The 14,438-nt window shown below is 39.4% G+C and carries 14 protein-coding genes; 7 read left to right on the plus strand and 7 right to left on the minus strand.

Annotation, left to right across the window (positions count from 1 at the left end):
- Positions 1–112: 112 nt before the first annotated feature.
- The 4 genes from leuC to leuB all read left to right on the plus strand — a co-directional run bounded on the left by leuC (position 113) and on the right by leuB (position 4,012).
- A complete protein-coding gene (leuC, locus tag RMA94_RS03660) occupies positions 113–1,531 on the plus strand; it encodes a 3-isopropylmalate dehydratase large subunit (protein WP_017482005.1) in 1,419 nt (472 codons plus the stop codon).
- A gap of 18 nt (positions 1,532–1,549) precedes the next feature.
- Positions 1,550–2,197 (plus strand): 3-isopropylmalate dehydratase small subunit, encoded by a 648-nt coding sequence (gene leuD / locus RMA94_RS03665; protein WP_002114814.1) that lies wholly within the window; start codon positions 1,550–1,552, stop codon positions 2,195–2,197.
- Positions 2,198–2,309: 112 nt separating this feature from the next.
- On the plus strand, positions 2,310–2,894 hold the full coding sequence (locus tag RMA94_RS03670) for a hypothetical protein (RefSeq protein ID WP_005066026.1): 585 nt from the start codon (positions 2,310–2,312) through the stop codon (positions 2,892–2,894).
- Positions 2,895–2,932: 38 nt separating this feature from the next.
- Complete coding sequence (gene leuB, locus RMA94_RS03675; protein WP_002114882.1) at positions 2,933–4,012, plus strand: 3-isopropylmalate dehydrogenase; 1,080 nt, start codon at positions 2,933–2,935, stop codon at positions 4,010–4,012.
- Positions 4,013–4,065: 53 nt separating this feature from the next.
- Here leuB and RMA94_RS03680 read toward each other — a convergent pair whose 3' ends face one another.
- The gene (locus RMA94_RS03680) at positions 4,066–4,473 is read right to left on the minus strand and encodes a hypothetical protein (RefSeq protein ID WP_005079209.1); all 408 of its coding nucleotides are present in this window, start codon (positions 4,471–4,473) and stop codon (positions 4,066–4,068) included.
- 169 nt (positions 4,474–4,642) lie between these two features.
- Between RMA94_RS03680 and RMA94_RS03685 the strand changes: the two genes are divergently transcribed.
- Positions 4,643–5,017 (plus strand): lysozyme inhibitor LprI family protein, encoded by a 375-nt coding sequence (locus tag RMA94_RS03685; protein WP_002114916.1) that lies wholly within the window; start codon positions 4,643–4,645, stop codon positions 5,015–5,017.
- A 51-nt stretch (positions 5,018–5,068) separates the two neighbouring features.
- On the opposite strand, the gene infA is transcribed toward RMA94_RS03685, so the two are convergent.
- Complete coding sequence (infA, locus tag RMA94_RS03690; protein ID WP_001284370.1) at positions 5,069–5,290, minus strand: translation initiation factor IF-1; 222 nt, start codon at positions 5,288–5,290, stop codon at positions 5,069–5,071.
- Positions 5,291–5,553: 263 nt separating this feature from the next.
- On the opposite strand from infA, the gene RMA94_RS03695 reads away from it, so the two are divergent.
- Positions 5,554–6,564 (plus strand): AraC family transcriptional regulator, encoded by a 1,011-nt coding sequence (locus RMA94_RS03695; protein WP_005066032.1) that lies wholly within the window; start codon positions 5,554–5,556, stop codon positions 6,562–6,564.
- Between the two features lie 242 nt (positions 6,565–6,806).
- Here RMA94_RS03695 and truA read toward each other — a convergent pair whose 3' ends face one another.
- From truA to asd, 5 genes are all read right to left on the minus strand, one after another.
- Entirely contained in the window at positions 6,807–7,604 is a 798-nt protein-coding gene (gene truA / locus RMA94_RS03700) for a tRNA pseudouridine(38-40) synthase TruA (protein WP_311081898.1), read from the minus strand.
- Between the two features lie 20 nt (positions 7,605–7,624).
- Positions 7,625–8,590: an asparaginase gene (locus tag RMA94_RS03705; protein WP_311081899.1), complete on the minus strand. Its 966-nt coding sequence runs from the start codon at positions 8,588–8,590 to the stop codon at positions 7,625–7,627.
- A gap of 58 nt (positions 8,591–8,648) precedes the next feature.
- Positions 8,649–9,911, minus strand: a complete 1,263-nt coding sequence (locus tag RMA94_RS03710; RefSeq protein ID WP_311081900.1) for a hypothetical protein — start codon at positions 9,909–9,911, stop codon at positions 8,649–8,651.
- 59 nt (positions 9,912–9,970) lie between these two features.
- Positions 9,971–11,320: a hypothetical protein gene (locus tag RMA94_RS03715; protein WP_311081901.1), complete on the minus strand. Its 1,350-nt coding sequence runs from the start codon at positions 11,318–11,320 to the stop codon at positions 9,971–9,973.
- Between the two features lie 148 nt (positions 11,321–11,468).
- Positions 11,469–12,587 carry an aspartate-semialdehyde dehydrogenase gene (asd, locus tag RMA94_RS03720; RefSeq protein ID WP_311081903.1) on the minus strand — a complete coding sequence of 373 codons (1,119 nt, stop codon included), beginning with the start codon at positions 12,585–12,587 and terminating at the stop codon, positions 11,469–11,471.
- A gap of 187 nt (positions 12,588–12,774) precedes the next feature.
- On the opposite strand from asd, the gene RMA94_RS03725 reads away from it, so the two are divergent.
- A complete protein-coding gene (locus tag RMA94_RS03725) occupies positions 12,775–13,884 on the plus strand; it encodes an endonuclease/exonuclease/phosphatase family protein (protein WP_311081905.1) in 1,110 nt (369 codons plus the stop codon).
- The last annotated feature ends 554 nt before the right edge of the window (positions 13,885–14,438 follow it).

Raw genomic sequence — 14,438 nt, forward strand, 5'->3', positions numbered from 1 at the left:
ATTTATTCCAAAAAGTTTTCTAATTTATAAAAATGATAAATTAGATTTATGTGAAACTCTGGCTATAATCGAATAAAGATCAGAATTACCCAGTCCAATGGAGCAAGACGACATGGCAGGCAAAACTTTATATGACAAATTGTGGGATGACCACGTTGTTTCACAGCGTGATGATGGCTCATGTTTACTATACATTGACCGTCATTTATTGCATGAAGTGACAAGTCCACAAGCATTTGAAGGATTGCAACTTGCGGATCGTCAACCATGGCGTTTAAGTGCAAACGTTGCTACACCGGACCACAATGTTCCAACGTCTAAAAAGGAACGTGACCAAGGCATCGCTGGTATTGAAGATGATACATCTCGTATTCAAGTTCAAACTTTAGATGACAACTGTAAAGCCTTTAATATTGTTGAGTTTAGTATTAATGATATTCGTCAGGGGATTGTGCATGTAGTTGGGCCTGAACAGGGCTTAACTTTACCGGGCATGACGGTCGTATGTGGCGATTCACATACAGCAACTCACGGTGCTTTTGGTTGCTTGGCGCATGGTATTGGAACATCTGAAGTTGAACATGTGTTAGCAACACAATGCTTGATTCAAAAAAAATCTAAAAACATGTTAGTTCGTGTAGATGGCGTATTGGGTAAAGGCGTAACACCAAAAGATGTTGTGTTGGCCATTATCGGTAAAATTGGTACTGCTGGTGGTACAGGCTATGCAATCGAATTCGGTGGCCAGGTTTTCCGTGATATGTCGATTGAAGGGCGTATGACGGTATGTAACATGGCGATTGAAGCAGGTGCTCGTGTCGGTATGGTTGCTGTTGATGACAAAACTATTGAATATGTGAAAGGCCGTAGCTACGCACCAAAAGGCGAGCAATGGGACCAAGCAGTTGCTTACTGGAACACATTGCATTCAGACGAAGATGCTGTGTTTGATGCGGTTGTTGAATTAAATGGTGCAGAGATTGAACCACAAGTATCTTGGGGAACTTCACCAGAAATGGTTATTCCAGTTACTGAAGCTGTACCAACTTTAGAACAAGCGAAAGATGATGTTCAACGTAATGACTGGACACGTGCTTATCAATATATGGGTTTAAATGCAGGACAGGCATTAGCTGATATTCAGCTTGATCGTGTCTTTATTGGTTCTTGTACGAACTCTCGTATTGAAGACATCCGTGCTGCGGCTGAGGTAGTTAAGGGTCGTAAAGTGGCATCTACCATTAAGCAAGCCATGATTGTTCCGGGTTCTGGTTTAGTCAAACAACAAGCTGAAAAAGAAGGCTTAGATAAAATCTTCTTGGAAGCTGGCTTTGAATGGCGTGAGCCGGGTTGTTCAATGTGTTTAGCAATGAATGCAGACAAGTTACAACCAGGTGAACACTGTGCATCGACATCTAATCGTAACTTTGAAGGCCGTCAAGGCAATGGTGGTCGTACTCACTTGGTGAGCCCAGCAATGGCAGCAGCGGCTGCAATCGCTGGTCACTTTGTTGATGTTCGTTCATTTTAATTCGGTCTGGAGCAAACCATGAAAGCTTATACAGTTGAACAAGGTATCGTTGCACCATTAGATCGTGCCAATGTTGATACAGATTTAATTATTCCAAAACAGTTTTTAAAGTCGATTAAACGTACAGGTTTTGGCGACAATTTATTTGATGAACTTCGTTATTTAGATGAAGGTTATCCAGGGCAAGACAATTCAGTACGTCCAAAAAATCCGGACTTTGTTTTAAACCAGCCTCGTTATCAAGGAGCAACAGTTTTAATTGCTCGTACTAACTTTGGTTGTGGTTCAAGTCGTGAGCATGCGCCTTGGGCATTAAATGAATATGGATTCCGTACCGTTATTGCACCAAGCTTTGCTGATATTTTCTTTAATAACTGTTTTAAAAATGGCATGTTACCTGTCATTTTGCCAGAAGAAACAGTTGAGCAGTTATTTAAAGAATGTGCTGCTAATGAGGGATATCAATTAACAATTGATTTAGCAGCTCAAGAAGTACGTACGCCAACAGGTGAAGCGTTTAAATTTGAAGTTGATCCGTTTCGTAAGCACTGCTTGTTAAATGGATTGGATGATATTGGTTTAACTCTTCAAAATGCGGACGCAATTCGCGCTTATGAAGAAAAAACTAAACAAGTTCGTCCTTGGGTATTCCAAGAGTTGAATTAACCTTTCGGTACATTTTAAACATAGCCATGGCGTAGCGTTCAAACTCTTGCTAACATGCTAAAGCATAAAAACACCTTAGAATTATGCACTAGATGAGGATTGGGCTTGAACAATGAAGAGGAACGTTACTCATAGCTTTTTGTTGAGCCTGTGCGCAATAACACTCAGTGCTTGTCAAAGCACTTACAATGTAGTGGATACTGTCCGCATTAAGCAGGCTGAACAAGAAAATTTGGGGCAGAATGCAGCAATATATTGTTCGGGCGCGAAGAGTTGTGAATTTGAACGACTAAATGATATTACTGTAGTGGATGCGCAAACACGAAGAATTAGTAATCAGGCAATTCATCAAGGGATTGTGAGATTACAAGGTTCAGTGCTTAGCCAAACTAACAGCTTATATTTATCAGTGCCTGCTAAACAATATGAAGTGGTGATCCGTTTCTATCCGATCTCTCCAGATCGTGCAGAAACATTTCATGTGATTCACCAGTTTAATGCTAACCATCGCTATACATTTAAAATGTACCGAGACAAATCTAACCGTTCGGGTAGTTTGCTGAATGTTTCTGTACCAGATCCATTATGTGTCGATTTAGAACAAGATGGGCATGTCATTCGCCGTTTTTGTCGACCATTTGATGTTACAACAGGACTAGGTGAATTCCTTGAGCAGAAAAAACTAACACCGCGGTAGTTGTAGCACTGCTTGTCTTTGGAAAATGGAAAAAGTTCATGTCTAAACAGATTTTAATTTTAGCTGGTGATGGTATTGGTCCTGAAATTGTTGGGGCAGCAGAAAAAGTATTAAATACAGTAAATGAAAAATTTAATTTATCGTTAACTTGGGAACATGGCTTATTAGGCGGCGCGGCAATTGATGCGCATGGTGAACCGTACCCAGCAGTAACAAGTGAACAAGCAAAAAAAGCTGATGCAATTTTATTAGGTGCGGTAGGCGGACCAAAATGGGACACTATTGAGCGCTCTATTCGCCCTGAACGTGGTCTTTTAAAAATTCGTAGTGAACTTAACTTGTTTGCTAACTTGCGCCCAGCGATTTTATATCCGCAATTAGCAGATGCTTCTAGTTTGAAGCCTGAAATTGTTGCTGGCTTAGATATTTTAATTGTTCGTGAATTAACTGGCGGTATCTATTTCGGTCAGCCACGTGGTATCCGTGAACTCGAAAACGGTGAAAAGCAAGGGTATAACACTGACGTTTACTCTGAAAGCGAAATTAAGCGTATTGCAAAAGTAGCTTTTGAACTTGCAGGCTTACGTGGTGGAAAGGTTTGTTCTGTAGATAAAGCTAACGTTTTGGAGGTTACAGAGCTTTGGAAGCAAACAGTTACTGATTTACAGCAAGCAAATTATTCAAATATTCAGCTTTCACATATGTATGTTGATAACGCTGCAATGCAACTTGTACGTGCACCGAAACAGTTTGACGTGATCGTAACGGGTAACTTGTTTGGCGACATCTTATCTGATGAAGCAGCAATGCTTACAGGTTCAATCGGCATGTTGCCATCGGCTTCGTTAGATGAAAATGGCAAAGGTATGTATGAGCCTTGCCATGGTTCTGCACCTGATATCGCGGGTCAAAATGTGGCAAACCCATTAGCAACTATTCTTTCAGTTGCAATGATGCTTCGTTACACATTCCGTGAAGAAGCTGCTGCAAAAGCAATTGAAGATGCAGTAGGTCAAGTGCTTGATCAAGGTTTGCGTACAGCAGATATTATGTCTGAAGGTATGACAAAAGTAGGTACGGCTGAAATGGGTGAGGCTGTTGTAGCTGCTCTTGCTTAAAAGCTTATTATAAAAAAACGCAGCGTTGAGCTGCGTTTTTTTATGCCTATGTTTTAACAGGCTTTACCTTCATATTGAATTGATTCGGCAATGTCATTTTTAAGCTGGAAAATCACTTTGCAATTGAAATTAATATCATAAGAATTGCCGCTCAGATTTCCTGATTGGACAGGAATAGAGCTTCCTCTCATATCAACATTACTCACCATCGGAATAGGAATGCTTAAAGGACGCAAAATCGTATAGATGAGCTGATTGGGTGTTTTTTGCGGTGTATTGGCGACTTGAAAACCAAGACTACGTAGATTTATATCTTGTTGAATGGTCGCCGATGATTTTCCTAAAAAGCCTTTTAAATATTCCTGTAAATCTACGGATTGACGTGGGTGGCTAGCACAACCGTTAAGACAAATAATGATGAAAGATAATAAGCCAATTTGGCAGCGGGTATATATGTTCATTTTTCTCACTATATGAAATTATATTTATTATTAAAGAACAATAGGTTGTATTTACAAGCTTGTAAAGCAAAAAAGGAGGATTAAGATAAATGGAGAATAAGTTTATTTAGAGATTCATACTAATATTCAAAAGGCTTTATAATTATTTTGTAAAAAACTTAAGGAAAACATGATGAAAAAAATATTTTTTGCATTTTTATGCAGCTTTGGCGTGACTTCAGTCTATGCAGATAACTGTGATAGTGCCCGCAATACTTACGATGATATTTACTGTACAAATAAAATTTATGCGAGTGCTGATGCTGATCTGAATAAGAATTATCAAGCACTGCGAGTAAAGTTAAACACCGCGCAGAAAAATATTCTTAAGAAGTCTCAGCTTGCATGGATACGTCAACGTGATGCCGAGTGTACAGATTCAAATAGGAATAGTGTAGACGTGCAATGTCGTTTACAGACAACGCAAGAAAGAAACCATTGGCTGCAAGAAAGATTGCGTGAATGCCAAACGGTGGGATGTAAAACCAGTCGCTTAAGTGAATAAATAACGCAATAAAAAAGCCACATCATAAAGTGGCTTTTTTGCATTCACTAATTAGCGAGCACGGTACGTAATACGACCTTTAGTTAAGTCATATGGAGTCATTTCGACTTTTACACTGTCGCCAGTAAGAATACGAATATAGTGTTTACGCATTTTACCAGAAATGTGTGCAATAACTTCGTGACCGTTTTCAAGACGTACACGGAACATCGTATTAGGAAGCGTTTCGGTGACAACGCCTTCGAACTCAATGAGTTCCTCTTTATTGGCCATAGCCTACCTGATGATCAAATTGGAAAGGCGCAAATTATAGTCAATTTTTTTAAAAAAAACAAGATAGACACACTTCTGCTAAAGCATCTGGTTAAAGTATGACTAATCAAAAAAGATGTAATTTTTTTCACAAAAGAAGTGTAATTCTGTTGTCAGTTTGGTCAATCAACGCTAATCTAAAATCATAGTTATTAGGGACTGTTAATTGCATAAAGGTCAACAGCCCTAAATATCAATGAAGTATCTACATGGAAGGGCACTGCGTGGGTCAGCTAACAGATGCATCAGTTGTATTACGCTTTGGCTACCAAGCGATTCGTCGTGCGGGTTTGCCAACAGAAGAAATATTAACCAAAGCGGGAGTTGCTTTAAATCAGGTCGATACCAATGCACGTACACCGTTAAGTGCACAGTACGCCTTTTGGACTGCCGCTCAGGAAGTCAGTAAAGATCCAGACATCGGTCTGCATTTAGGTGAACATTTGCCTTTATATCGAGGGCAGGTGATTGAACATCTATTTATTAGTAGTGAAACCTTTGGTGAAGGCTTAAAACGAGCCTTAGCTTATCAACGACTGATTAGTGATGCATTTGATGCAAAACTAGTCGTTGAAGAAGGACGTTGTTATTTAACCAATGGCGAACAGATTGGTGCTGACAATCTCGTCAATCGTCATTTCTCTGAATGTGCGATTTCGGGCGTGCTTAGATTTTTTAAGTTCATTACTGAAGGACAATTTCATCCTATCTTCATCGATTTTAATTTTAGCGAAGGAGCTTCTGAGGATGAATATTTCCGTGTATTTGGCTGCCCAGTTAGCTTAGGTCAGAAAGAGACACGTTTATATTTTGACCCAGCTATTTTAGATTTCCAGCTTTGGCAAGCAGAGCCTGAGTTATTGCAATTGCATGAGCAGCTCGCAATTGAGAAATTGCAGGAATTGGCCCGCTATGATTTGGTAGGTGAGGTTCGTCGTGCGATTGGTTCGACACTTGAAAGTGGAGAAACAACTTTAGAGACGGTTGCTGCTCAGTTGAATATTACGCCGCGTCGTTTACGCACTCAGCTCAGTGAGGCAAATACCAGTTTTCAACAAATACTTTCTGACTATCGTTGTCGTTTGGCTAAAAAGCTTCTGGCAAATACCAATGAGAGTGTTGAACGTATTGTGTATTTAACTGGTTTCTCCGAACCAAGTACGTTCTATCGTGCATTTAAGCGTTGGACGAATGAAACACCTGTTGAATACCGTAAGCGTAAACAACACCGATAATTTATTCTATGTCATGACATAGTCGTGCCATTGAGGCTTTAATAATTGGATTGGCTTTCAGCTAGAGTTACTTTTCTTTCGGGAAAAGTAACCAAAACCATTGTCATACGCAAAACCTGTTAGATAATTATCAATATTTAATGCATCGCAAAAACATATAATTATATATTTAGGGCAGGTTGCGTATGACTTTGTCGCGTATCTTATTTAATGCTTAATTTTGATACTGAGTTTTAAATATTTTAATCTGGTAAGTTTAGCCAATGTGGTCCAAGTGGTGGCTGCGGCAAATCAAACAGCTCAGGATAATTACACTGAATAAAATAAAGGCCATCGGGTGGGGCGGTTACCCCAGCTGCCTTACGATCCTGCGCTGCAAACATTGCATCGATATGATCAATTTCATACATACCTTGACCAATTTCGAGTAAGCAACCGACAATATTACGCACCATATGGTGTAAAAAACCATCTGCTTGAATATCTAAAACTAAATAGCGTCCATGTTCAAATAAACGGCAATGTTTTACATGTCGAACAGGCTGGTTTGACTGGCATGCTGCTGCGCGGAAAGTTTCAAAGTTATGCGTTCCTTCAAATTTACTGGCAGCTTCAATCATCTTTTGCACATCTAGCTTTTGGTAAATGTGCGTAACTTGCTTGTGTAATAGTGCTGGGCGATGCGGTGCGTTATAGATGATATAGCGGTAACGTCGAGCAGTCGCTTTAAAGCGGGCATGAAAATTTACATCCATCAGTTTAATCCACTGAATGGAAATATCTTTAGGTAGTTGACTATTTGCCCCTCTTAACCACCCCGTTTCTGGACGAATAGCATTCGTGTCGAAGTGTGCCACCATATTCGTTGCATGTACTCCCGCATCAGTACGACCCGCACCGTGAAGTGCAATGGGCTCATCTGCAATTTTACTCAGTACACGCTCGATCGTTTCCTGAACGCTGGCAACGCCTGGCTGTTGTGTTTGCCAACCTCGGTATTGAACTCCGCTAAATTCAATACCGACTGCATAACGTTGCATAGCTTCACCTCTATTTAATGCTAATTTTCATTCCAATGGCTGAGCCATTGTTCTGGGGTTGGGTATTTTAAATAGATTTGAATGGCTTTTGCATAGAGATCTGCATGGCTATGAGCATCACTGATGACAATTTTTGCAGTTTTGGCCCATGCACTAATCGCATAACGTTGATCAATACCACCGAATGTCACCTGAGTGGTAAGAATCGGAACACAGCCACGTGTGTAAAGCTCATCTAATGTTGCGAGTAATTCTTGGTTTACTGCAATATTGCCGGTACCAAAACCTTGTAACACTAAAAAGTGTGGTGGGGCTGGAAGTAAGTGGCGTAATTGCTGTACTAAGTGCTGTGTTGAAATCGGTTGCATCATCCAGTTTAAAATCTGGAAGGAAGCAGCTCGTTCAATTTGGGCATCTTGTACGATCAATTCATTTTGCTGAGGCGTAAACTCAGCTTCACTACTTAACCCTGAAAATGCATCGAGTTCAGTCGTATGCGTTTTTAATGCAGTTTGCGCGTGGAATACTTGATGGTGGAATGCGAGATAAGCACCCACAGGTAAAGCAATCACTTGTTCTAATGCAAGATATAAGTTCTCAATTGCATCAGTAAATTCACGGGTGTTATCGCCTTGAATATTGAGTAGCGGATATTGACTACCGGTAATCACAATATGACAGCTTTGGCCCAAAAAGCGGGCTAGGGTCGCAGCCGCATAACTGAGCGTGTCTGTACCATGAATAACAACGAAATGCTGATAACCTTCAAGTTGTAGTTGTTGTATACGTTGAATCAGGCGTAACCAGTCAGGTGCCGTGCATGCACTGCTATCAACAATATTGGGTGCAGCAAAGCAGTCAACTGTTAAGTGTGGGGGAATCACTTTTTCAAGTTGAGGTAAGAATTGCTCATAAGGCATAGGAGCTAGAGGTTCACCAATGCAACCAAAAGTACCACCCATATAAAATAAGGCTATTTTTTTCATATTTTTGCAGGCATAAAAAAGCAGTCATCTCTGACTGCTTATGGTAAATCGAACAGTTCTAAGAAGCTATGCGATTAAGTAAGTTTTTCGCGCGTTGTTGTTGTTCTGTGTTGAATTTTTGCTCATTGCTTGCCAATAAGGCTTGAGCTGCTGGGTAGGCTCCTAACTTGATGTATTGCTCAGCTAGTTTTAAATCAAGTTCATTTTCATCTAACTGTTTTAATTCTGGAAAAGCTTCTACAAGGGGATCTTTAGTTTGATCTGGGGTAGTTTCTTCGCCTACTAGGTCTACAAGGTTTTGAGTTTCAATCTCTGGTGCTGTAACTAATGCAGGCTCGTCTAGCGAAAACTCAATAGGTGCTATTGAATTCGACTCTAATGGAGCTTGTTCTACGAGTTGAAGCTCATCTAATGATGAGATCTGTTCATTAGGTTTTACTTCTGGACCTTCATGGGTTAATTCAAGATTAAAATCCAAAGCATTGGTGTTCTCTTGAGCTGCTGGTGCCGCTATTGTCTGGTTTTTTTCCTCAGATTCATGCAGAGGTGCCAAGTCAAAAGAAAACTCTAGGTCAGCTAGCTCATTTGTTTCTTGAGATGGCGATAACTCTGATTTCTGTGTTGGTTGGCTGGTACTTTCGGTAGTCGTGGTTTGGTCAAATGAAAAGTTAAACTCTAAAGGTTCAACTTCAACAGCAGGTTCTTGCTTTACAGGGGTATAGTCTTGCTGCAATTCATCAAAAGAAGTTTCAGAAGAACTTGTTGTTAATTGGTCAAACTGAGCTGTTGCATCAGATGTATTTTTTGGCTCTTGGTATGTTTGAGCTTGAGGAAAATCGATCGCATCTGGTTGTCTTGATGACTCATATTCTTTTTGTCTGGCTTCTGCTTGAATGGCTATTTCATTGAGCGCTAAGCTACGAATATGGCTAATCAGTTGAGTTATTGCAAACTCATCTTTTTGTGCAATATGAATCTCAAGTAGCAATAAATAAAGTTCATGTTGCGTATTATCTTTCTTTAGCGCCTGATTGACTTGAGCTTCAGCAGCTGAGAATTGTCTTTCTTGGATAAGTAGCTGAATCTTCTGGCGAACAGCGTCTGGAACAGGACTGCTTTGTGGAGTAGAGGGAATAGATTCATCAACTACATTTACTTTAGTTTTTTCACGCGAGTTTTTACTTGATTTAGAGTTCGCTTTTTTATTGGTTTTTCTATTTATTGTTTTAGGGGAATTCGACTCTTGCTTCTGGCTATTTTCGCGTTTTTTTAAAATGACAGCGACCACGAGCAATATGATGAATGGAATCACATATAACATTACTTTCCCCTTAAAAAATAAATATTTGCAATATAAAGCGAGCTGACTCTGGTTTTAACTTAATGCTTTTGCTTATGAGTCTGTTGCTGTGCTTGTAACTGCTGTTGTAACTCTGCCAAACGTGCATTCAGAAGTTGAATACGTTGGTCTTTTAAACGTAAAGTTTGATTTAGTTTGGTTACATTCCTTTGTAATGTAACGGTTTTTTCTCTTGTTGTCATAACTTTTACTGCTAACTCAGTATTGTTTTGACTTTGTTGTGTGCTCTTTTTAGCACTTCCATGCGTAGAATTTTGACTGTTTTCAGCCACAATACTCATTTCGGCTTGCTGTAAACGGTATTTTGCTTTGCCAGAAGTTGATTTTGCAGTATGTGCGATATCTGTTTTTGACTTGTTTTGCTGAGGTTTAGCTGCAGGAGAGTGAGCTAGGTTAAGTGCGATTCCCTGACGCAAACGATTTACATCACCTTGAATAAAAGCATGTCGGTTTTGTGTTTGAATATCATGCATGACTTTCGCAACAGGTTGTTTTGTTTTCGCGGCAATACGATTAGCAATGCTCCATAAAGACTCATTTCGCTGTACCACATATTTACCTGATGATGCTGGTCCTTTGTAGGAACTTAACGATTGTTTCTTTGCAGGAGTTTGGTTAAGCGCTTTTTGAGGTACAGATTTCTTTTGCGCTGTTAAATTTTTGACCGGAGTTTTTTGTGAATTATTTGTAGGTGTCTTAGCGCTGGTTGGTTTAATTTCTGTCTGATCTGGGGTAGTAGCTGTTGTAACTTGTTGGGTAAGTTGAGTAGAAGAATTTGCACTAAGTGTATTGGATGAATTTGTGTTTATTGCTGGAGCAGTTCCAACGTTAATATTAAGACTGTGTTCACCATTTGAATTATTTGTAGTTGAGGCCGAAGTTGGTGATGCATATCGAGTACTTTCTGGCAGATTTAGAGCAATGTCTTTTTCATTGACAATAAACTGAGGTGACAAAGTATTTTCGTTATTTTCAGTCTTTTTTATAGAAGAAGGCTTAATTACGGTTTTGATATGCTGCAAACGTGTAGCAGAACCTTCACTAATTTTTACTACAATATTTAGTTCAGGATCAATCACAGGGCGAGATGAGGTAATCACAATAACCCCTGAGCCTTGACCGTTTTGGCGTGTATAAAAATTAAGATTTCCGGGCGGCTGATGAGTTACGCCTAACGCGCTTAAATCTTCAGGAGTCGCTAGACTGACTTGTAGATTGGCGTTGGGGTCAGCTTGTTGAAAATTCATTTCGGCATATAACAAATCGCCAGGTGCGGACTGAATTTGTATAGGGTCTAATGTAATCGCATAAATAGAAGGCGAAGACATAATGGTGAAAATGGCAATTTTTAATTTGTTATAAACAGTCATCTCAATCCATGACCTAATAAGTCGTAAAGTCATTCAAAATTATACAATAATGAAATGTAAATAAATTGTAAAATTTTCACAAACCAGTTACGAAAAAGCCGATCTAATGTGATCGGCTTTTTATTTTGACTGAATAATTCAAATCAAATTATGAGCTTTTGTATTCAACTAAAATACGTAACATGCGACGTAAAGGCTCAGCAGCACCCCAAAGTAACTGGTCACCGACTGTAAATGCACCTAGATACTCTTTACCCATGTTGAGTTTACGTAGACGACCTACAGGCACAGTTAAGGTACCAGTTACAGTAACAGGTGTAAGGTCAGTCATAGACGCTTCACGAGTGTTTGGTACAACTTTCGCCCATTGGCTTGAAGTACGAATCATATCTTCGATTTCATCAAGTGGTACATCTTTTTTCAACTTGATAGTAAGTGCCTGAGAGTGGCAACGCATCGCACCAATACGGACACAGTGGCCGTCGATAGGAACAATTTGTGAGTTACCCAAGATCTTGTTGGTTTCAACTTGACCTTTCCACTCTTCCTTTGATTGACCACTTTCAAGTTGCTTATCAATATAAGGAATCAATGAGCCAGCTAATGGCACACCAAAGTTAGCAGAAGGGAAACCTTCACCACGTTGTAACTCGGCAACTTGACGATCAATATCCAAAATTGCAGATTTAGGATCATCTAACAATGTTTTAGTATTGTTGTATAAGTAGCCCATACCAGTTAGTAGCTCACGCATGTTTTGTGCGCCAGCGCCTGATGCTGCTTGATAAGTCATAGCAGTCATCCACTCCACCAAATTATTTTGGAAAAGTGAACCTACACCCATCAACATAAGTGATACTGTACAGTTACCACCTACGAAAGTTTTGGTGCCGTTAACCAAGCCGTCTTTAATAACGTTAAGGTTTACTGGGTCAAGAACGATGATTGCATCATCTGACATACGTAAAGTTGAAGCTGCGTCAATCCAGTAGCCATCCCAACCCGTCGCTTTTAACTGTGGGAAAACTTCAGACGTATAGTCACCACCTTGACAGGTAATAATGACATCCATTTGCTTCAGACTATTAATGTCTGTAGCTTCCATAAGTGCTGGGGCAGTCTTACCACCAAATGAAGGAGCTTCACCACCTGCATTACTGGTAGAGAAATAAAATGGCTCAATATGAGCAAAATCATTCTCTTCAACCATACGTTGCATAAGGACGGAACCGACCATCCCGCGCCAACCGACCAGACCTACTTTCATGTCATTTTGCCTCGGTGCGTTAAAATTGTTAGGGGGAGTTGAGTGTATCAAAAGTGTCCACAACTGCAAGCGTTACAGAAACAAAACACCATCTTTATTGAGTAGAATATCTTGTTTATGTTACATACAAAATTGATAAAGATGACAAAAACTTTAAAAAACAAATCATCTTAAAAGAGAAAATTCAATGATTTATATCGAAGTTCTAGCTGGTCTGGTGATTTGGTTAAGTTTCTGGTCACTTATTCCTCGTGATGAGTGGTGGTTTCGTGGTGCTGACTTTCCTCGGTTGCAGATTTTATTTGTTGGTCTTTTAGCCTTTATAGGAATGCTGTTTTGGCCCACCGAATGGAATCTCTGGCGTGAAGTCGTGCTGGCTGCGCTCATTGCTGCCATTGCTTATCAGCTTAAAATGATTTTGCCCTATACCTTGTTTTGGAAAAAACAGGTTAAACAGGTGAAGACATCTCAATTAGATCCACAAAAGCAGATTTCATTAATCGTATCGAATGTCCTTACTCCTAATGATAAGTATCATTTATTGCTTGAACAGATCAGGACATTAAAACCAGATTTACTACTTACATTGGAAAGCGATACGACATGGGAAAATGCTTTAAGAGAGATTGAAAGTGACTATCCTTATCGCGTTCCTGTACCCTTAGATAACCTCTACGGCATGCATTTATATAGCCGTCTACCTTTATCAAATACTGAAGTTAAATTTATTCTCAGTGATGAAATTCCCTCTATTCATACAACTGTGACTTTACGATCTGGTATGCCAGTTCAACTCTATTGTTTGCATCCTAAGCCACCTAGTCCAACTGAGGCGAAGGATTCAACTCTACGCGATGCTGAACTTTTAATTGTGGGCGACCAAATTAAAGATCTAGATGAAAGCTGTATTGTGATGGGAGATTTAAACGATGTAGCTTGGTCACGTACTACACGGTTATTTCAACGGATTAGTGGATTGCTTGACCCGCGTGTTGGGCGACATTTTATTAATACTTTTCATGCGGACTATCCTTTATTGCGCTGGTCTTTAGACCATATTTTCCATAGTACAGACTTCGGTTTAGTGAAGATGCAGCGTTTACCTCATGTTGGATCTGATCATTTTCCAGTCTATGTGGTTTTGCAGACTGGTCGAATATTTGAGCATATTCAAGAGGAACTGGAACAAACTCAAGATGATGAAGAAGAGGCGCAAAGAGCCATCCAAGAAGGAATTGCAAAGGCTGAAGCTGAAGAAAAAGTAGTAACTGATAAAATTGCACAGCCTTATAAATAAAAAGAATATAAAAAGTGATGTAAGCAATATCGTACAAAGATTTGAGTCTAGGGCGAATAGGCAGAGGGTTATAAAAACCTTATTCTACATTCATCGGCACACGGAACCGGGAATGGATAGTCCCAAGTAAGGATACACAACGCTGATATGGAATAGCATCACGGATCAGATGTTGGAACGGAAACGATAAAAATAATTATTAACCTGAAAGCACAACCTCATTTACCCGAGTTTTGCAGGATGCAGAACTCGGGTTGATATTTTTATATACCTTATTAAATTTATTGTAAATCAAATAAATATTTCCAAGATTATCTTATTTTTAAAATCTATTTAATTCGCGTTAAGCCTTTATAAATTTTCATATACATCTGCGTAATTTTTAATGAAAAAAGATACAAAAATTTTTTTATCTAAGTTTTTGTTTTTATAGATTATTGATGAATAAATATAGGCTTTGATTTATTTAAAGATAAATTGGGGTTGTTTAATTAATAAATCTCAATAGAATGTGCCGATCGTTGACATGTTGGATCGTCAACAGGCATTGTTTT

This window comes from Acinetobacter sp. V115_6 (assembly GCF_031799025.1).
Taxonomy (GTDB): Bacteria; Pseudomonadota; Gammaproteobacteria; order Pseudomonadales; family Moraxellaceae; genus Acinetobacter; species Acinetobacter pittii.